This is a genomic window from Erwinia sp. HR93, assembly GCF_034555055.1.
Classification (GTDB): Bacteria; Pseudomonadota; Gammaproteobacteria; order Enterobacterales; family Enterobacteriaceae; genus Apirhabdus; species Apirhabdus apintestini.
The window spans coordinates 3,746,273-3,764,967 of record NZ_JAXUDP010000001.1; the positions used below are offsets into that span (position 1 = coordinate 3,746,273).

General features: G+C 53.9%; 16 protein-coding genes. 1 reads left to right on the forward strand and 15 read right to left on the reverse strand.

The window, feature by feature from the left end:
- Window positions 1–25: 25 nt before the first annotated feature.
- Entirely contained in the window at window positions 26–505 is a 480-nt protein-coding gene (locus tag SFA31_RS17420) for a GNAT family N-acetyltransferase (RefSeq protein ID WP_322839120.1), read from the reverse strand.
- Window positions 506–618: 113 nt separating this feature from the next.
- Here SFA31_RS17420 and rnz point away from each other — a divergent pair, with 113 nt between their 5' ends.
- A complete protein-coding gene (gene rnz / locus SFA31_RS17425; RefSeq protein WP_322839121.1) occupies window positions 619–1,536 on the forward strand; it encodes a ribonuclease Z in 918 nt (305 codons plus the stop codon).
- Window positions 1,537–1,878: 342 nt separating this feature from the next.
- Here rnz and nuoN read toward each other — a convergent pair whose 3' ends face one another.
- The 14 genes from nuoN to lrhA form a co-directional block, all read right to left on the reverse strand.
- Window positions 1,879–3,336, reverse strand: a complete 1,458-nt coding sequence (nuoN, locus tag SFA31_RS17430; RefSeq protein WP_322839122.1) for an NADH-quinone oxidoreductase subunit NuoN — start codon at window positions 3,334–3,336, stop codon at window positions 1,879–1,881.
- 6 nt (window positions 3,337–3,342) lie between these two features.
- Window positions 3,343–4,872 (reverse strand): NADH-quinone oxidoreductase subunit M, encoded by a 1,530-nt coding sequence (gene nuoM, locus SFA31_RS17435; RefSeq protein WP_322839123.1) that lies wholly within the window; start codon window positions 4,870–4,872, stop codon window positions 3,343–3,345.
- A 190-nt stretch (window positions 4,873–5,062) separates the two neighbouring features.
- Window positions 5,063–6,904: an NADH-quinone oxidoreductase subunit L gene (nuoL, locus tag SFA31_RS17440; protein WP_322839124.1), complete on the reverse strand. Its 1,842-nt coding sequence runs from the start codon at window positions 6,902–6,904 to the stop codon at window positions 5,063–5,065.
- A complete protein-coding gene (nuoK, locus tag SFA31_RS17445) occupies window positions 6,901–7,203 on the reverse strand; it encodes an NADH-quinone oxidoreductase subunit NuoK (RefSeq protein ID WP_322839125.1) in 303 nt (100 codons plus the stop codon). Before nuoK ends, nuoL begins: the two co-directional genes overlap by 4 nt.
- A complete protein-coding gene (gene nuoJ / locus SFA31_RS17450; protein ID WP_322839126.1) occupies window positions 7,200–7,754 on the reverse strand; it encodes an NADH-quinone oxidoreductase subunit J in 555 nt (184 codons plus the stop codon). Before nuoJ ends, nuoK begins: the two co-directional genes overlap by 4 nt.
- 10 nt (window positions 7,755–7,764) lie before the next feature.
- Window positions 7,765–8,307: an NADH-quinone oxidoreductase subunit NuoI gene (nuoI, locus tag SFA31_RS17455; protein ID WP_322839127.1), complete on the reverse strand. Its 543-nt coding sequence runs from the start codon at window positions 8,305–8,307 to the stop codon at window positions 7,765–7,767.
- 14 nt (window positions 8,308–8,321) lie between these two features.
- Window positions 8,322–9,299: an NADH-quinone oxidoreductase subunit NuoH gene (nuoH, locus tag SFA31_RS17460; RefSeq protein ID WP_322839128.1), complete on the reverse strand. Its 978-nt coding sequence runs from the start codon at window positions 9,297–9,299 to the stop codon at window positions 8,322–8,324.
- A complete protein-coding gene (gene nuoG, locus SFA31_RS17465; RefSeq protein ID WP_322839129.1) occupies window positions 9,296–12,022 on the reverse strand; it encodes an NADH-quinone oxidoreductase subunit NuoG in 2,727 nt (908 codons plus the stop codon). Before nuoG ends, nuoH begins: the two co-directional genes overlap by 4 nt.
- Window positions 12,023–12,241: 219 nt before the next feature.
- Window positions 12,242–13,579 (reverse strand): NADH-quinone oxidoreductase subunit NuoF, encoded by a 1,338-nt coding sequence (gene nuoF, locus SFA31_RS17470; RefSeq protein ID WP_322839130.1) that lies wholly within the window; start codon window positions 13,577–13,579, stop codon window positions 12,242–12,244.
- Complete coding sequence (gene nuoE, locus SFA31_RS17475; RefSeq protein WP_322839131.1) at window positions 13,576–14,076, reverse strand: NADH-quinone oxidoreductase subunit NuoE; 501 nt, start codon at window positions 14,074–14,076, stop codon at window positions 13,576–13,578. The genes nuoF and nuoE overlap by 4 nt, the downstream gene beginning before the upstream one ends.
- 2 nt (window positions 14,077–14,078) lie before the next feature.
- Entirely contained in the window at window positions 14,079–15,890 is a 1,812-nt protein-coding gene (gene nuoC, locus SFA31_RS17480; RefSeq protein ID WP_322839132.1) for an NADH-quinone oxidoreductase subunit C/D, read from the reverse strand.
- An 89-nt stretch (window positions 15,891–15,979) separates the two neighbouring features.
- Window positions 15,980–16,654, reverse strand: coding sequence for an NADH-quinone oxidoreductase subunit B (locus SFA31_RS17485; protein ID WP_322839133.1), 675 nt, complete (start codon window positions 16,652–16,654; stop codon window positions 15,980–15,982).
- Window positions 16,655–16,669: 15 nt separating this feature from the next.
- Complete coding sequence (gene nuoA / locus SFA31_RS17490) at window positions 16,670–17,116, reverse strand: NADH-quinone oxidoreductase subunit NuoA (RefSeq protein ID WP_322839134.1); 447 nt, start codon at window positions 17,114–17,116, stop codon at window positions 16,670–16,672.
- Window positions 17,117–17,713: 597 nt separating this feature from the next.
- Window positions 17,714–18,646 carry a transcriptional regulator LrhA gene (lrhA, locus tag SFA31_RS17495; RefSeq protein WP_322839135.1) on the reverse strand — a complete coding sequence of 311 codons (933 nt, stop codon included), beginning with the start codon at window positions 18,644–18,646 and terminating at the stop codon, window positions 17,714–17,716.
- Window positions 18,647–18,695 lie beyond the last annotated feature (49 nt).

An 18,695-nucleotide genomic window follows, 5' to 3' on the forward strand; every position in this document is an offset into this window, starting at 1 on the left:
ACATTCTCCATTTGGGTCGATGTCTTCACTGACTATAGTCAACCTGCGCAAAATTTGCCTGGCCGCCCTCGATTTGCATCCCAAGATGCGCAATACCGTCTTCGTCATAAACCTCTGTAACCGGCTGAAATCCCAGCCGCTGATAGAAGTTTTGCAAATGGGCCTGCGCGCTAAGATAAACCGGCCGCCCCGGCCAGCGTGCCCCACATTCCGCCAGCGCCCGCGCCATAAGCTGCTGCCCCACGCCGGCACCGCGCTGCGTAACGGCGACAATCACGCGCCCGATGACTACGCGCTGGCTTTGCGGCATTATGCGCGCGCAGGAGACTAATTCATCCCCACCCCAGCCGAGAACGTGCAGCGTTTCAGCGTCAAGATCCCTGCCGTCAATATCCTGATAAACACAGTTTTGCTCGACGATAAATACTTCACAGCGTAAACGTAATAGCGCATACAATTGCCGGGCGGACAGGCGTGACGCCGGGATAGTTTGCCATTGAATCATGAGCGTTCCTTTTGCAGATAGTGCCACCAGGATAAAGTGAGGTAACGGGGTTTGACAAGCATATCGTCTGTCGCAACCTCATTCGAATTCATCCCATTCACAGGAGCGCGCTCATGCGAGAACTCTGTTTTCTGGGCACATCGGCAGGGGTGCCTACGCGCGCCAGAAATGTCTCTGCACTGGCGGTATTCATGGACACTCCCTCCGCCGCTATCTGGCTGTTCGACTGCGGTGAAGGCACTCAGCATCAGATGCTCGCCACATCGCTTAACCCCGCAAAAATCGAAAAGATTTTTATCTCACACCTGCATGGCGACCATCTTTTTGGGCTACCCGGTTTATTGTGTTCGCGCTCTATGTCGGGCATTGCCGCACCGCTGACGGTTTACGGGCCGCCCGGGCTGCGGGAATTTATTACGCTAACGCTCCGGTTAAGCGGCTCGTGGACTGATTACCCGCTGGACATCATTGAAGTGGATTCCGACGGAGAGCTATTTGACGACGGCGGCTATAGCGTCAGCGCCGCGGCGCTGGCACACCCATTAACCTGCTACGGGTGGCGTATTAACCAGCATGTCGCCGGCACGCTGGATGCCAGGCGGCTGGTACAGGAAGGCATAAAACCCGGGCCGCTGTTTCAACGCCTGAAGCAGAAAGAGTGCGTGCGTCTTGATGACGGCAGGCTCCTTAACGGCGCCGATTATCTTGGCCCTCCCCGCCCGGGTAAAAAACTGGCCATTTTAGGCGATACGGCGCCCTGCACCGCTGCGCTGGGGCTGGCGCAAAGCGCAGATATTCTGGTTCATGAAACCACCCTTGAGGCAGCAATGATGGTTAAGGCCAACGCGCGCGGTCACTCCACCAGCGTGCAGGCGGCGCAGCTCGCCAGCGACGCTACAGTGGGCCAGTTAATCGCAACCCACATTAGCTCTCGCTATGACGCAGCGGGTGCCGCCCGATTGCTGGCAGAATGTCGGTCGATTTTTCCCAATACCTTACAGGCTCATGATGGAATGCGTATAGGGCTATAAGGCGGTGCCAAAACGGCGGCTGGTTTAAAGGTAGCAATAAAAATCGGTATCATTATTTTATCCGCACACGCCGGCCATTGCACTCCGGTGGCGGCGCTGATTGGTGAAATGAAGGTAATCAATTAAGGAAGCGATCAGGGCAAAGGTGGAACCGATAAAAGATCCCAGTGAGCCTAGAGCTCATTTACGTTTATGCCCGACCAGAGGTATGAAGTTAGCAGTCAGCAGTCAGCAGTCAGCAGTCAGCAGTCAGCAGTCAGCAGTCAGCAGTCAGCAGTCTGACGTAAAAAAGGAGAAACCGGGGTTTCTCCTTTTAAGTTTCTTATCTAAGGCACAGCGCCACTACATTAACGGCTGAGCTAATTGCACCAGGTCAATCAGCGGCTGAGGCCATACGCCCAGCACCAGTACCAGCAGCGCGGAAATCAGCACAACAATACCGCCAGCGCTGTACGCCCAGTTAGCAGGCGCATCGCGATTCATCTGCTGCGGCGCGTTCAAATAAAGGCTTACCGCCACGCGCAGATAGTAATAGAGCCCGATGGCGGAACCTACCACTACGGCACCGGTCAGCCACCACAGATGTGTCTCAACGCCTACCGCCAGCACATAGAATTTCCCGATAAAGCCCAGCGTCATCGGAATACCTGCCAGCGAGAGCATTACCACCGTCATCACCGCAGCCAGCACGGGCCGGTGCCAGAACAGTCCACGGTAAGAAAACAGTGAGTCCGCATCCGGGCCGCGATACGGGCTGGACATCAGGCTGACGACGCCGAAAGCGCCCAGGCTGCTGAACAGGTAACCGGCCAGGTAAACACCCACGGTTTCCATCGACATTTCACCGCTTTTCAGCGCAATCAGCGCGACTAGCAGGTAACCAAGGTGTGATACAGAAGAGAACCCCAGCAGACGCTTAATGTTGCTTTGGCTCAGTGCCATCAGGTTACCAAAGATTATCGACGCAAAGGCGATAATCCCCAGCACTACGCGCACCGCCTCGCTATCCCCTACCGGCGCGTACAGAAACAAACGCATCACTACGCCAAAAATAGCGATTTTACTGGCAGTTGCCAGGAAGGTTGACACCGGCGCAGGAGCGCCCTGATACACGTCCGGCGTCCACAGATGGAACGGCACCAGCGACAGCTTAAATCCAAGCCCTACAATCATCATTCCCAGCCCTGCTAATAGCAGCGGCTCGTGCAGCATGTTATCACCCAGCCCTTTGCCCAGCGCAATAAAGGACAGATTGCCGGTATCAGCGTATACCAGAGCCATACCAAACAGCAGGAAAGAAGAGGCCGCGGCGGAAAGCAGCGTATATTTAATACTGGCTTCCAGCGAACGTTTCTGGCGGAACGCATAGCCCACCAGCCCAAACAGCGGCAGCGAGATAAGTTCAATACCGAGGAACAGCGAAGCCAAATGATTCGCGTCGGCCAGTAAAATCCCGCCCATCGCAGCAATCAGCACCAGCAGATAAAACTCTTCTTTATTGTCGGTGTATCCCTGCAGCCAGGGGTAAGCGAAAGTGCAGGTCGCCAGGCTCGCTAACAGCACCAGCCCGGTATAAAGCATTGCGTAACCATCCACGCGCATGAGCGGGGTAACGTCTATCGCGCCGTTCTGGCCAACAAACCAGAGAGACACCAGCGCGGCGTTTAACCCAATCACTGACAGCGTGGCGCTAAGAAAATGGTTGCGTCGCCACGCAATGGAGAGCATCACAACGACCACCGTCAATCCGACGATCAACAGCGGCAGTAGCGCGATCAGTTGTTGTGGAGTTATTGTCATGGCGAATTACGGCCTTGTAGTTGAAATTGAACTGGTAAACCACTGCTGAATATTGCTCATTGCAGCGTGCGAGGTATCCAGAATCGGCTGCGGGAAGATCCCGAGCAGCACCAGCAATACCACCAGCAATAGAATAATAAACAGCTCCCGCAGCGACATTCCCGGCAGCGTTTGCTTCACAATGTCACTCTTCGGTTGGCCGAAGTAGGCGCGGTGCAGCATCGCCAGGGAGTAAACCGATGCGAAAACCAAGCCAAAGGTAGCGATCACTACAATTGTTGGCACCACTGAGTAACTGCCGAACAGAATCATAAACTCGCCGACGAAGTTACCGGTTCCCGGCATCCCAAGCGTTGCAACGGCGAAGAACATAGACAGCGCGGGCAGCCATTTGATTTTGTTCCACAGCCCACCCATTTGACGCATATCGCGAGTGTGCAGGCGCTCGTAGAGCTGACCGCAAAGAATAAACAGACCCGCCGCAGAGAGGCCGTGCGCGATCATCTGAATCACCGCACCCTGGTAGGCAAGCTGATTGCCGGAATAAATCGCAATCATCACAAAGCCCATATGGGAAACGGAGGTATAAGCGATAAGACGCTTGATATCCGTCTGTGAAAACGCCATCCACGCGCCGTAGAAAATACCGATAATCCCGAGCCACATCGCAATCGGCGCAAACTCGGCTGACGCGTTAGGGAACAGAGGCAGCGAGAAGCGCAGCAGGCCATAAGCCGCCGTTTTCAGCAAAATGCCCGCCAGGTCGACAGAACCTGCGGTAGGCGCCTGCGAGTGCGCGTCCGGCAGCCAGCCGTGCAGCGGCACCACCGGCATCTTGACCGCAAACGCGAGGAAAAAGCCCAGCATCAGCAGATATTCCACGTTATGGGACATCGGCGTGTGCAGCAATTGCTCATAGCTGAAGGTCCAGACGCCGGTCGCGTTATAGTGCACAAACGCCAGCGCCAAAATCGCAATCAGCATCACCAGACCGCTCGCCTGGGTATAGATAAAGAATTTGGTCGCCGCCGTGATACGCGTTTGTCCATCCGAGGCTTTGTGTCCCCAGAGCGCTATCAGGAAGTACATCGGCACCAGCATCATTTCCCAGAAGAAGAAGAACAGGAACATATCGATTGCAAGGAACACACCGATAACACCGCCCAAAATCCACATCAGATTCAGGTGGAAGAAGCCCTGATATTTCTCGATTTCACGCCAGGAGCACAGTACCGCCAGCACGCCTAGCAGCGCGGTCAGCACTACCATTAGCAGCGATAATCCGTCCAGCGCCAGATGAATATTAATGCCGAAACGCGGGATCCACGGCATCAGGAATTCTGACTGCCACTGCGGTAATCCGCTGGATTGCGTCAAAGAGTAGCCGCCTTGCAGCCAAAGCTGTAGCGACAGCGCCAGCGTCAACCCCATTGTAATCAGCGCTATCCAACGCGGCACGCGGACGCCGAAGCGCTCCGTTTGCCAGCACAGAAAGCCGCCAATGAAGGGAATCAATATCAGCCAGGGTAATAACATGGCAATCTCTATTCCTTATTAAAGTCCTGCCCGGGCGCCCCGGTATCTTCCGCCTGTACGCGCCGTATATTCATGACGACGGCGTAAAGTCTGGCAGCGTCTTTTCTGACGCCGCCGATGACGCCCGGTTTCAGGACCTGATTTTCAACGAATTCTCACCAAAGAAAATTCACTCTGATTCTTTCACAACTCAGCGCAATATCATGAGCAGCGCCAGCACAACAACGGCGCCGATACTCATGGATGCTACATACCAGCGTACATAGCCGTTTTCACTTAGCAGCAATCCGCGCCCCGCGGTACGCGAGAGCAGCGCCGGTAAGTTCATCAACTGATTCAATGGATCTGACTTCAGCAGCCAGGCAATACCCAGGAACGGCTTAATAAAGACTTTGTCGTACAGCCAGTCAAAGCCCCATGCATGGAACCACCAGGTGCTCAGGAAACGACCCGGCGCGCTGTTCGCCACGGCATTCACCAGCCGACGTTTGCCAAGCCACAGGCAGGCTGCCAGCAAAATCCCCGCTACGGCGATAACGCCGGAGGCGATTTCAAGCGTCATCACCTGGCCGTGTGCCAATTCTGTGGTCGCAGGCAATACGCCCTGCAGCGGCGGCACAATCAGCGCCCCGATAAAGGTCGACAGCACCAGCAAAATCAGCAGCGGCAGATGATGAGTGATCCCTTTACCTGCGTGAGCTTTAATTTTCTCTTCGCCGTGGAACACAATGAAAATCATACGGAATGTATACAGCGAGGTCATAAACGCACCGACCAGCCCTGCAACCATCAGGTTGATATGTCCGTTTGCCATAGCCCCAGCAAGGATTTCATCTTTACTGAAGAAGCCCGCAGTCAGCAGAGGCAGCGCGGACAGCGCGGCGCCCCCCACCAGGAAACAGGCGTACACCAAGGGAATCGACTTACGCAGCCCGCCCATCTTAAAGATATTCTGCTCATGGTGGCAGGCCAGGATTACCGAGCCGGAACCTAAGAACAGCAGCGCTTTAAAGAACGCGTGCGTCATTAAATGGAAGATAGCCGCATCCCAGGCCTGAACGCCCAGGGCAAGGAACATATAGCCTATCTGGCTCATGGTCGAGTAGGCCAGCACGCGTTTAATGTCGGTCTGCACCAGCGCGGCAAAACCCGCCATCACCAGCGTAACGGCCCCCACGATCCCTACCAGATGCAGCACCTCCGGCGTCATCAGGAACAGGCCGTGCGTGCGGGCAATTAAATAAACGCCTGCGGTAACCATCGTTGCCGCGTGGATAAGCGCAGACACCGGAGTTGGGCCAGCCATCGCGTCCGCAAGCCAGGTTTGCAGAGGCAACTGGGCAGACTTACCTACCGCACCGCCCAGCAGCATCAGCGTCGCCCATTGCAGCATGGTGCTGCCGTTGGCGAAATGCTGCGGCGCCAGTTCAACCATTTCACGGAAATTCAGCGTACCCAGTTCGTTGTAAAGAATAAACAGCGCGAACGCGAGAAAAACGTCCCCTACGCGGGTCACAACGAAAGCCTTCATCGCCGCGGCGTTATTCTTCGGATCGGTATAATAAAAACCAATCAGCAGGTAAGAACACAGCCCTACCCCTTCCCAGCCGAGATACATCATCAGCAGGTTATCCGCCAGTACCAAAATCACCATGCTGGCGATAAACAGGTTGGTATAGGCGAAAAAGCGCGAATAGCCTTCCTCACCGCGCATGTACCAGGAGGCGAACATATGGATAAGGAAGCCGACCCCGGTTACTACGCACAGCATAGTCAGAGACAGACCGTCCAACACCAGGTTAAACCCAATATTGAAATTCCCGACCGACATCCAGGTCCACAGGGGTAGCGTAAACGCCTGTTGGCCGTGGTTAAAGAAGTCAACGCCCGCCCAGGCGGCAACCAATGCCGCCAGCCCCACTGAGCCAATGCCCACGGTAGCAGACAGATTTTCCGACCAGCGCCCACGGGAAAACGCGAGCAGCAGATAGCCAATCAGCGGCAATAAAATAGTTAACCAAAGCAGATTCATCCGCGCATCTCACTTACTGAATCGATATTCAGATTCTGGCGACGACGATGGAGCTGCAGCAGCAGCGCCAGACCGATACTGGCCTCCGCAGCGGCAAGGCTAATAGCCAGGATATACATGACCTGCCCGTCCGTCTGCCCCCAATAACTTCCCGCCACCACAAACGCCAGCGCCGCAGAATTAATCATAATTTCCAGGCTAATTAGCATAAAAAGCAGGTTGCGACGGATAACCAGGCCGGTAAGTCCGAGCACAAACAGCACCGCAGCGAGGATGAGTCCATGTTGAAGAGGGATCATGCGTGCTCCTCCGTTTTTCTCTTCGCGCTATCGCTGGCCCGGTTGCTTAAGACTTCCCCTACCCGGTCTTCACGACCAATGTGGAAGGCAACGACCAGCCCGGCCAGCAGCAGCATTGACGCCAGCTCAACGGCCAGAACATAAGGCCCAAACAGCGTGATACCAACCTGTTTAGCGCCGATCGTGTTGCCGTCAATTCCCTGGTCGTTTAAACCAGCGATCGCATACACCATCACGGCCAGCAGAACAGCGGATAGCACGCCAGGCCCTACCCAAAGCTGCGGCTTAAGCCACGCTTTTTCCTGTTCTTCGACGGTGTGCCCCAGATTCAGCATCATCACCACAAACACGAACAGCACCATAATTGCGCCAGCATAAACGATAATTTCCAGCGCGCCGGCAAAGTATGCACCCAGCGAGAAAAAGACGCCGGATATCGCCAACAGCGAAATAATCAGATACAGCAGCGCATGTACCGGATTCGTGTGCGTGATCACCCGTAAGGTGGTCAGGATGGCCACAAGGGCGCAAATATAAAAAGCGAATTCCATTCCCGACTCCTTAAGGTAACAGGCCTTTGACATCGATAGGTTTAGCCTCGTTTTCGGCCTCGCCTTTATCTTTGCCATCGATAGCCATACCCGCCATACGGTAAAAGTTATATTCCGGATATTTACCCGGGCCGGAGATTAGCAGGTCTTCTTTTTCATACACCAAATCCTGGCGCTTAAATTCACCCAGATCAAAATCAGGCGTAAGCTGGATAGCCGTCGTCGGACATGCTTCCTCGCACAGCCCGCAAAAAATACAGCGGGAAAAGTTAATGCGGAAGAACTCCGGATACCAGCGGCCGTCTTTAGTTTCCGCTTTTTGCAGCGAAATACAGCCGACCGGACAGGCTACGGCACACAGGTTACACGCCACGCAGCGCTCTTCACCGTCCGGATCGCGCGTCAGCACAATGCGGCCACGATAGCGCGGCGGCAGATAAACCGGCTCTTCCGGATACATCAGCGTTTCGCGTTTTGCGAACGCGTGCAGTCCAATCATCCAAATACTGCGTAGTTGGGTGCCGAAACCAACCACTAATTCTTTTAACGTCATGGTTTTCTCACCCCTTATGGCATCTGCCAGAGAATGACCGCAGCAGTCACCAGCAGGTTAGCCAGCGTCAGCGGCAGGCAAATCTTCCAGCCGAAAGACATAACCTGGTCATAGCGCGGACGCGGCAGCGATGCACGAATCAAAATAAACATCATCATGAAGAACGCCGTCTTCAACGCAAACCAGATAAACGGCGGCAGCAGCGGGCCGTTCCATCCCCCAAAGAACAGGGTTACGATAAGCGCTGAGATAGTCACGATACCGATATATTCCCCCACGAAGAACAGGCCGAATTTCATCCCGGAATATTCAATGTGGTAACCATCGGCCAGTTCCTGCTCGGCCTCCGGCTGGTCAAACGGGTGACGGTGACATACGGCGACGCCGGCAATGGCAAAGGTGACAAAGCCAAAGAATTGCGGTATCACGTTCCATAAATGCGCCTGATTATTGACGATATCGCTCATATTGAATGAGCCGGCCTGTGCGACAACGCCCATCAGCGAAAGCCCCAGAAACACTTCATAGCTCAGCGTCTGAGCGGATGCGCGCATCGCGCCCAGCAGCGAGTATTTGTTATTACTGGACCAGCCCGCAAACAGCACGGCGTAAACGGCAAGCCCCGCCAGCATCAGGAAAAACAGAATCCCAATATTCAGGTCGGCAACAACCCAGGTCGGGCTCACCGGCACGATAGCAAAAGCCAGTAACAAAGAAGTAAAGGCTATCATCGGCGCCAGGGTGAAAATGACGCGATCGGTAAACGGCGGGATCCAGTCCTCTTTAAAGAACATTTTGATCATATCCGCCATAAGCTGGAGCGAACCGCCCCACCCTACGCGATTAGGTCCATAGCGGTTTTGAAACAGCCCTAGCAGGCGGCGTTCACCAAAACTCATGAACGCCCCACAGGTGACAACCACCAGCAGGATGATGACCGCTTTCAAAATGCTTAACAGGATGTCAATTAAATCCGGCGTTAACCAGCTCATTGCGCGGCCTCCCTTAGATTTTCAAGTTGCGCACCAGCCAATACCGGCGCAATCCCTGGCAGCCCCATCGGCAGGCCAACCTGACCGGCGGTAAGCCCCTCGGAAAGTCGCAGCGGCAGCGTGAGCGTTTGACCTTCACAGGTAAACGAAAGTAGCGTTCCTGAACTTACGCCCAGCTTCGCGGCATCGCTCGAGTTCAGGCAAATATACGGCTGCGGCATACGAGACTGGAACACCGGCGCACGCTGAGATAGCTCATCGCTGCCAAACAGATGGTAATACGGCGCAACTCGCCATTCACCTTCCTGAGCTCGGAAGCTTTCCGGCACCTGCGCAAAATAGCCCAGCGAGCCTGTTCCGGCTTCAATCAGACGAACGCCCGGATCTCCGTGGCGTAGAGGCCCACCCACTTCAGCCTGGAATTTATTCCACGCCTGCGGGGAGTTCCAACCCGGAGACCAGGCAAAGGGGATCTGCGAACGCGGTGCGTCAGGCTGGTTATTCCCTTCCATCGAGAAGGCGAACATGGTGTCTTTATCCTGCGGCTGACGCGGCTCATGAACGCTAATATTCGCGCGCATGGCGGTACGTCCGCTATAGCGATGCGGTTCACGCGCCAGTTTTTGTCCGCGCACGCGGAAACTTGCGTCGGGTGCAGCGGCTTTAATACCGGCAAGCTGCGGCAGTTTCGCGATACAGGCGTCGATAACGTGATCGAGCTGAGTCCAGTCAATACTCCGGTTTTCAATGGTCGCATGCAGCGCATGCAGCCAGCGCCAGCTTTCCAGCATCACGGTATGGCTGTCGTAATAGGCGGGATCGTAGACCTGGAAGAAGCGCTGGGCGCGTCCTTCATTGTTTACCACCGTACCATCGCTTTCAGCGAAGCTTGCCGCAGAGAGCACCAGATGCGCGTTGTCCATAATCGCCGTGCGCTGATGGTCGACGACCATCACCAGAGGCGCTTTCGCCAGAGCGGCTTTTACGCGTGAAGCGCTGGCGTGACGGTGCAGATCGTTTTCCAGAACGACCACCGCATCCGCGCGTCCGCTTTCAAGTTCTTCAAGCGCTTCATCCAGCGAACCGCCGCCAATCATGCCCAACCCAAGGCTATTGACCGCACGCGCCACTAGCGTTATGCCAGCGTCAGCGCCGCGACCTTTTAGCGCTTTCGCGACGTTCGCCGCAGCCTGAATAACCGCGTCACTTCCTGCATTAGTGCCAGAAATCACCAGCGGTTTTTTCGCCCCGGCTAACGCCTGCACAATGATATCGACTTTCGTTTGCAGCTCATCGGAAAGTCCTTCAACCGCCGGTGCACTATTATCCAGCGCGTGGGCGATAGCGAATCCAAGCCGCGCCTGATCGTCTACCGGCGCGCGATACGTCCATGCAGCAACGTCATCCAGTCGCGTATCATCAACGTTTGTGACGAAAAGCGGATACTTTGCTCGCTGGCCAATATTCATGATGGCGGCAATCTGCCAGTCGGCAACTTTTTGCGCCTCCGCCATCTCACGCGCTTTCCCCTTCACCGCCTGACGCACGGCAAGAGCCACGCGCGCGCCGGTTTGGGTGATATCTTCGCCCAGCACGAGTACCGCATCGTAAGATTCGATATCGCGCAGCGCGGGCGTATGCACGCCGCTGTCGCGCAGTACCTGCAGCATCAACTGAATGCGCGCCTGTTCGCTGGCGGCAACGCCGGTATAGAAGTTCTCTGCGCCGACTAATTCACGAAGCGCAAAGTTGCTTTCAATGCTGGCGCGCGGTGAGCCAATGCCGATGGTCTTTTTAGACTGACGCAAAATATCCGCTGCGCCCTGCATCGCCTGCTCAGCGTTGAGCACAATGGTGTCGTCGCCGCGACGCTGTACCGGCTGGCGAGGTCTGTCTTTCAGGTTGACATAGCCGTAGCCAAAACGCCCGCGATCGCACAGGAAGTAGTGGTTAACCGTACCATTGTAGCGATTTTCAATGCGACGAAGTTCGCCATAGCGTTCCCCCGGGCTGATGTTACAGCCCACCGAGCACTGCTGGCAGATGCTGGGCGCGAACTGCATATCCCATTTACGGTTGTAGCGCTCAGAGTGCGTCTTATCCGTAAATACGCCGGTAGGGCAAATTTCCACCAGGTTCCCGGAGAATTCGCTTTCCAGCGTACCGTCTTGCGGGCGCCCGAAATACACGTTGTCATGCGCGCCGTATACGCCCAAATCCGTACCGTCGGCGTAATCTTTGTAATAGCGGACGCAGCGATAGCATGCGATACAGCGGTTCATTTCGTGGGAGATAAACGGTCCCAGATCCTGATTGCGGTGGGTGCGCTTAGTAAAGCGATAGCGGCGGGTACGATGCCCCGTCATTACCGTCATGTCCTGCAGGTGGCAGTTACCGCCCTCTTCGCATACCGGACAGTCATGCGGGTGGTTAGTCATTAACCATTCCACAACGCTTTCACGGAACTGTTTTGCCTCTTCATCATCAATCGAAATGAAGGTTCCGTCCGATGCCGGCGTCATACACGACATGACCAGGCGGCCGCGCGTATCTTCCGCGTTCTGATATTGCTTCACCGCACACTGGCGGCAGGCGCCAACGCTGCCCAGCGCCGGGTGCCAGCAAAAATAAGGAATATCAAGGCCCAGAGAGAGACACGCTTCCAGAAGGTTGTCTGCTCCGTTTACCTCATATTCTTTGCCGTCTACATGAATCGTAGCCATAGTCAGCATGCTTCCAGTTAGCCCGATAACCGTAATTATTAGTTCTGATACAGAATGAGTGCAGTGTCCGCTCTGCGCGCATTGCAGGATATAATCCCGGGTTGCGCTCTCGCTAACTATCCTGTTTCAGTCCGCATGATCAGGTTATCTATCAGGCGTTAATTTTAAAATTTCACTTCCCGTTCAGAAAAATACACCGCGCTGAACGGGATAAAATATTTACCAGCGCGATTTCAACAAATTAGGCTGAATACCACCGATGGTATGCAGGTTATTGAAATCCTGTTTAATACCCGCTTCAAATTCATCGCGGAAGTATTTAATTGCGCTTTGCAGCGGCTCCACCGCGCCAGGCGCGTGGGCGCAGAACGTTTTCCCCGGCCCGAGGAAGCGGCAAAGCTGCTCCAGCGTTTCAATATCGCCAGGCTGCCCTTCACCGCGCTCCAGAGCGCGCAGAATCTTCACGCTCCACGGCAGACCATCGCGGCATGGCGTACACCAGCCGCAAGATTCGCGCGCAAAAAATTCTTCCAGATTACGCACCAGCGAGACCATATTAATTTCATGGTCAACCGCCATCGCCAGCGCCGTACCGAGACGGCTGCCCGCTTTGCCGATGCTGCCGAATTCCATAGGTAAATCGAGGTGCGCTTCGGTCAGAAAATCAGTCCCTGCGCCCCCGGGTTGCCAGGCCTTAAATTTCAGGCCATCGCGCATACCGCCGGCATAGTCTTCCAGAATTTCACGTGCGGTAATACCGAACGGAAGTTCCCATAGCCCCGGATTTTTCACGCGGCCAGAGAAACCCATTAGCTTAGTACCGCAGTCTTCGCTGTTGGATAATCCCTTGTACCAGTCAAGGCCGTTGGCCAGGATAGCGGGCACGTTGCACAGCGTTTCTACGTTGTTCACGCAGGTGGGTTTGCCCCACGCGCCGGAGGTGGCCGGGAATGGCGGTTTAGAGCGCGGGTTCGCGCGGCGCCCTTCCAGCGAGTTAATCAATGCGGTTTCTTCACCGCAGATATAGCGCCCGGCGCCGGTATGCACGAACAGCTCGAAATCAAAACCGGTGCCAAGAATGTTTTTACCCAGCAGCCCGGCTTGAGTTGCCTCATCGATCGCGCGACGCAGGTTAGCAGCGGCTTCAACGTATTCACCGCGCAGGAAGATGTAACCACGATATGCCTTCAAAGCAAATGCCGCGATCAGCATGCCCTCAATTAGCAAATGCGGCTGTTGTTCCATCAACAGGCGATCTTTATAGGTGCCAGGCTCCATTTCATCCGCATTGCACAGCAAGTAGCGAATATTCATGGATTCGTCTTTCGGCATCAGGCTCCATTTCAAACCGGTTGAAAATCCTGCGCCGCCGCGGCCCTTGAGGCCTGAATCTTTTACCAGCGCCACTATTTCATCCGGCGCCATACCGCCCAGCGCTTTCTGTGCGCCGTCGTAGCCGTTTTTACTGCGATATTCATCCAGCCAGACAGGCTGCTCGTCGTCGCGCAGGCGCCAGGTCAGCGGATGGGTCTCGGCAGTACGAATAATGGTCTTCATTTATACTGCTCCAGAAGTTCAGGGATGCCGTCAGGGGTAAGATGACAATGCGTATCTTCATCAATCATCATTGTTGGCCCCTTGTCGCAATTGCCTAAACAGCAGGTGGGCAGCAGGGTAAAGCGGCCATCAAACGTCGTTTGTCCCGGTTTAATTTTCAGGTGACTTTCAATCGCTGACTGAATCCCCTGATAGCCGGTAATATGACACACTACGCTATCGCAATAGCGAATAACGTGGCGCCCTACCGGCTGGCGGAAAATTTGGCTATAGAACGTCGCAACGCCTTCCACATCGCTGGCGGGAATACCCAGCACGTCGGCAATAGCGTGTATCGCCCCATCCGGCACCCATCCACGCTGCTTCTGAACAATTTTCAGCGCTTCAATTGAGGCCGCGCGCGGATCCTCGTAGTGATGTTTTTCGTGCTCAATCGCTTCACGCTCTGCCGCACTCAGCTCAAAAGCCTCAGTTTGTGGTTGTTGATTCTCGTGCATAGTTAGCGATCCACATCAGACATAACAAAATCGATACTACCCAGATAAACGATGAGATCCGATACCAGGCTACCGCGAATGACCGCCGGGATCTGCTGGAGATGCGCATAGCTCGGCGTACGAATACGCGTGCGGTAGCTCATGGTGCTGCCATCGCTGGTCAGGTAGTAACTGTTAATACCCTTAGTTGCCTCAACCATCTGGAAAGATTCATTGGCAGGCATGACTGGCCCCCATGAAACCTGCAGGAAGTGAGTAATCAGGGTTTCAATATGCTGTAGCGTGCGCTCTTTCGGCGGCGGCGTCGTCAGTGGATGATCGGCTTTAAACGGGCCTTCCGGCATATTTTTCAAGCACTGCTCAAGAATACGCAGGCTTTGGCGCAGCTCTTCCACTTTCAGCATCAGGCGGGTATAGCAGTCGCTAACGCCCCCTCCGACCGGAACTTCAAAATCAAAGTTCTCATAACCGGAGTAAGGACGCGCTTTACGAACATCGAAATCAATACCGGTCGCACGCAGCGCGGCCCCGGTTGCTCCCCATTCCAGGGCTTCTTTTGCGCCATACGCGGCAACGCCCTGAGAGCGCCCTTTCAGGATAGTATTGCGCAGCGCGGCTTTTTCATATTCGGCAAGGCGCTTCGGCATCCAGTCAAGGAAGTCGCGCAGCAGGCGATCCCAGCCGCGCGGTAAATCGTGCGCCACGCCGCCAATGCGGAACCACGCCGGGTGCATACGGAAACCGGTAATCGCTTCCACCACGTCATACACTTTTTGGCGATCGGTAAATGCGAAGAATACCGGCGTCATCGCCCCAACGTCCTGAATGAACGTTGATATGTACAGCAAATGGCTGTTAATGCGGAATAGCTCGGAGAGCATAACGCGAATCACATTAACGCGATCGGGCACCGTAATGCCCGCCAGCTTCTCGACTGCGAGTACATAAGGCATTTCATTAACGCAGCCGCCCAGATACTCGATGCGGTCAGTATAGGGAATGTAGCTGTGCCAGGACTGGCGTTCGCCCATTTTTTCAGCGCCGCGGTGGTGATACCCGATATCAGGTACACAGTCGACAATCTCTTCACCGTCAAGCTGAAGAATAATGCGAAATGCCCCGTGCGCGGAGGGGTGGTTAGGTCCGAGGTTCAGGAACATGAAGTCCTCATTCTCGGTACCGCGCTGCATACCCCACTCTTCAGGTTTGAAGGTTAGCGCTTCCATTTCCAGATCTTCTTTCTGCTTGGTTAGCGTAAAGGGATCGAACTCAGTAGCGCGCGCCGGATAATCTTTTCGCAGTGGATGTCCTTCCCAGGTCGGCGGCATCAAAATGCGCGTCAAATGCGGGTGACCAGTAAACGTAATGCCAAACATTTCCCAGGTTTCACGCTCGTACCAATTGGCGTTAGGAAATAATTTGGTAAAGGTTGCGACATTTAAATCCTGTTCGGATAGAGCAACCTTCAGCATAATATCGCGGTTACGCTCAACGGAAATCAGATGATAGAAAACGGAAAAATCCGCGGCGGGTAGCCCTTCGCGGTGAGTACGTAATCTTTCATCCATTCCGTGTAAATCAAACAGCATGGAATAAGGTTTGGGCAGTTTTCTCAAAAACTCCCCTACCTCCAGCAACTGTTCTCTTTTCACCCAAACGACCGGAACCCCGGTGCGGGTCGCCTGAACGGTAAAAGCGTCCGGCCCAAAACGGTTACGCAGTTCGCCAATAACCGGATCGTCGAGATGATCGCGAGTTTGCCATGCCGGCAGAGTAGCGTCTTGCGCAGTTAAATCGGTCATATTGTTCACCATTGCAAATGGTTCTGTGCAGGCTAACGTTCATAACCCCGCGCTATTAATTATTAAAATGCGGGGGAGAATTCCACGATGCTAGCCGCCAATTAAATTTCGTCTGGTGTACGCAGATTTTTAACGGCGATACGTTCGCCGCGTTTACGTTCGCGTTCTGATTGCATATTGGCGCGGTAAACGCCCTGATCGCCAACGACCCATGAGAGCGGACGGCGTTCTTTACCGATAGATTCCTGTAACAGCATCAGCGCCTGCATATAAGCCTCAGGACGCGGCGGGCAGCCTGGAATATAAACGTCTACCGGCAGGAATTTATCAACGCCCTGCACAACAGAATAAATATCGTACATGCCGCCGGAGTTAGCGCAGGCGCCCATTGAAATGACCCATTTAGGTTCCAGCATTTGGTCGTACAGGCGCTGAATAACCGGAGCCATTTTGGTAAAACAGGTTCCAGCAACCACCATAAAATCCGCCTGACGCGGCGAAGCGCGTAATACCTCGGCGCCAAAGCGCGCGACATCGTGTACCGCGGTAAAGGAGGTAACCATTTCGACATAGCAGCAGGAGAGACCGAAGTTATACGGCCAAAGAGAGTTTTTACGCCCCCAGTTAACCATATCGTGCAGAGCGTGCTCAAGCTTGCCCATATAAACGCTACGGTGCACATGCTGCTCCAGGGGATCGGTGACAATCTCCTGTTTCTGTAAGGGGTAACGGTCATTCTCACCGTTGGGATCTATGCGGGTGAGCGTATAGTCCATCTTATTGCCTCGCGGTTAGCGTTGACGGGGAGTAGTTCGCGGATCGGTTTCCGGATTCATATGCTCACGACGTGAGCGCGCAGGCGTCCAGTCCAGAGCGCCAATGCGTACCAGATAAACCAGACCGGCCAGTAGTACAAAAATAAAGATCGCGGCCTCGGCGAACCCTACCCACCCGCTTTCGCGTATGGAGGTTGACCACGCGTACAGATACAGCGCTTCAACGTCAAAAATGACGAAGAACATCGCCACCAAATAGAACTTGGCTGAAAGACGCAGGCGCGCAGTGCCCACGGATTCGATACCTGACTCAAAAGGCGTATTTTTATGCCTTCCACGCCCGCGAGCCCCTAAAAACCAGGCGCCGGCAAGCATCAGGCAACATAAGCCAATGGCAACAATAAGAAAGATAGCAAACGCCCAGTGGTGAGCGATGACTTCAGTGGATGTTGACATACTCATTGCTTAACTCTTGTGGTGGTGCCAAAACTTCTGCCTTGTTCACCAGCAGATAAACACCACAGATTCACGGGGAGGAACAAAAAACCGCACAAAAACTGTCAGAAAGCGCTAAGACAGCCGAACGATGGGGCTTTTTACTCCTTTCAATAACCTTTGTCAACTTTAACAAAAGCACCAACACATTAGTTTACATGGACTCAATTTCATTAACACTTAGTGCCTCATAACATGCCCACAGGCCGTCAGACATCAGAGTTAGGTGAATCGAGTCCATCACCGTGTGAAAGGGGCGTACCCTTTTCCATTCTGGCAGGAATTCAAAACTATTCCTGCCCCCCTGACGATCTATTTTTTTGATCTGTGACACATTTTTGTTAATTAATGAAAAAAACAAACCCAAACGCCCCGCCTTTTGTAACACATCAATAAATAATGTTTACAACGCACGGTAACCCCGCATCTTACAGAATTATGGAGTTAACGCAGGTATCTTAAAGGTATAAAGACCATAAAAGCTAAAGGCACCGCCAAAGAGATTATAGCGGTGCCTTTACTTATCAAGGGTGGTTAAAGCGGGGGACGATGAGTCCCGCTCGATTATCCTTCCTCTTTATTAAGGCCGCTTGCCTCGGTTGCACCGGAATCACCGTAATAGCGCCAGGGATTATTGTCATTCTCCATCGCTTCAAAGATAGTTTTTACTACCTCATTTTCGATATCAGGATGACGGCATAGCTGATAATGCGTTTCCGGTAGCACAGGGAGTCCATCGCTTACGCCTAACACGCGCAGCTCTGGCCCCATCATTTCTACCGGGCAAGCCGTTATCCCTAAACCAGCTTTCACAGCGGCTTTAACAGCAGACAGTGTGGAAGCCATATAAGAGATACGCCAGCCAAGCCCCGCGGCGTTTAAATGACTCAGCATCATTTCACGGTACGGACCCGGTTCATCAAGCAACACCAAAGGCAATGCTTCCGCCTTCTGGAACTGGTAATCCGCAGCGCAATACCACAGCGTTGGCGAAGTGCGCAGAGATACACATTCTGCGTGTGCCAATTGCGAGGTAGTGACCACTAAATCGACTTCCTGAGTATTAAGCATTTCCGGTATACGCGGGTTGCGTAATACTCTGACATCGAGAGCCAATTTGGGATAGGCCGAACTGATCCGATTTAAGAGAAAAGGAAGTATTGTGTCAGCGGTTTCATCTGAGGCGCCTAGCGTCAGCGTCCCCTGTAGATCGTTAAACATTAGCGAACTACAGGCCTCATCATTAAAACGTAAAATTTTTCGGGCATACCCCAATAGCTGAATGCCATGCTCAGTAAGCAATTTATTGCGACCATGGCGAGCGAACAGTTCTTTGCCTATTAATTGTTCCAGGCGTTGCATTTGCTGACTGACCGCAGACTGCGTGCGACAAACGGCAACCGCAGCAGCAGCGAAAGTATTCAGATCGGCGACTGCAACAAACGTTCTCAGCAGATCGAGGTCAAGGTTAAGTATCGGACGATTTGCATTTATCATAATTTTCACTAGTAGGTTGCCCTACAGGGCTTCCCTGGTTCTATTGCTG

Bases quoted from the DNA above. Each gene is read 5' to 3' on its own strand.
- SFA31_RS17420 (WP_322839120.1), bottom strand. From the start codon at position 505: ATGATTCAATGGCAAACTATCCCGGCGTCACGCCTGTCCGCCCGGCAA.
- nuoM (WP_322839123.1), bottom strand. From the start codon at position 4,872: ATGTTATTACCCTGGCTGATATTGATTCCCTTCATTGGCGGCTTTCTG.
- nuoI (WP_322839127.1), bottom strand. From the start codon at position 8,307: ATGACGTTAAAAGAATTAGTGGTTGGTTTCGGCACCCAACTACGCAGT.
- rnz (WP_322839121.1), top strand. From the start codon at position 619: ATGCGAGAACTCTGTTTTCTGGGCACATCGGCAGGGGTGCCTACGCGC.
- nuoN (WP_322839122.1), bottom strand. From the start codon at position 3,336: ATGACAATAACTCCACAACAACTGATCGCGCTACTGCCGCTGTTGATC.
- lrhA (WP_322839135.1), bottom strand. From the start codon at position 18,646: ATGATAAATGCAAATCGTCCGATACTTAACCTTGACCTCGATCTGCTG.
- nuoG (WP_322839129.1), bottom strand. From the start codon at position 12,022: ATGGCTACGATTCATGTAGACGGCAAAGAATATGAGGTAAACGGAGCA.
- nuoF (WP_322839130.1), bottom strand. From the start codon at position 13,579: ATGAAGACCATTATTCGTACTGCCGAGACCCATCCGCTGACCTGGCGC.
- nuoJ (WP_322839126.1), bottom strand. From the start codon at position 7,754: ATGGAATTCGCTTTTTATATTTGCGCCCTTGTGGCCATCCTGACCACC.
- nuoL (WP_322839124.1), bottom strand. From the start codon at position 6,904: ATGAATCTGCTTTGGTTAACTATTTTATTGCCGCTGATTGGCTATCTG.
- SFA31_RS17485 (WP_322839133.1), bottom strand. From the start codon at position 16,654: ATGGACTATACGCTCACCCGCATAGATCCCAACGGTGAGAATGACCGT.
- nuoE (WP_322839131.1), bottom strand. From the start codon at position 14,076: ATGCACGAGAATCAACAACCACAAACTGAGGCTTTTGAGCTGAGTGCG.
- nuoH (WP_322839128.1), bottom strand. From the start codon at position 9,299: ATGAGCTGGTTAACGCCGGATTTAATTGACATCCTGTTAAGCATTTTG.
- nuoC (WP_322839132.1), bottom strand. From the start codon at position 15,890: ATGGTGAACAATATGACCGATTTAACTGCGCAAGACGCTACTCTGCCG.
- nuoA (WP_322839134.1), bottom strand. From the start codon at position 17,116: ATGAGTATGTCAACATCCACTGAAGTCATCGCTCACCACTGGGCGTTT.
- nuoK (WP_322839125.1), bottom strand. From the start codon at position 7,203: ATGATCCCTCTTCAACATGGACTCATCCTCGCTGCGGTGCTGTTTGTG.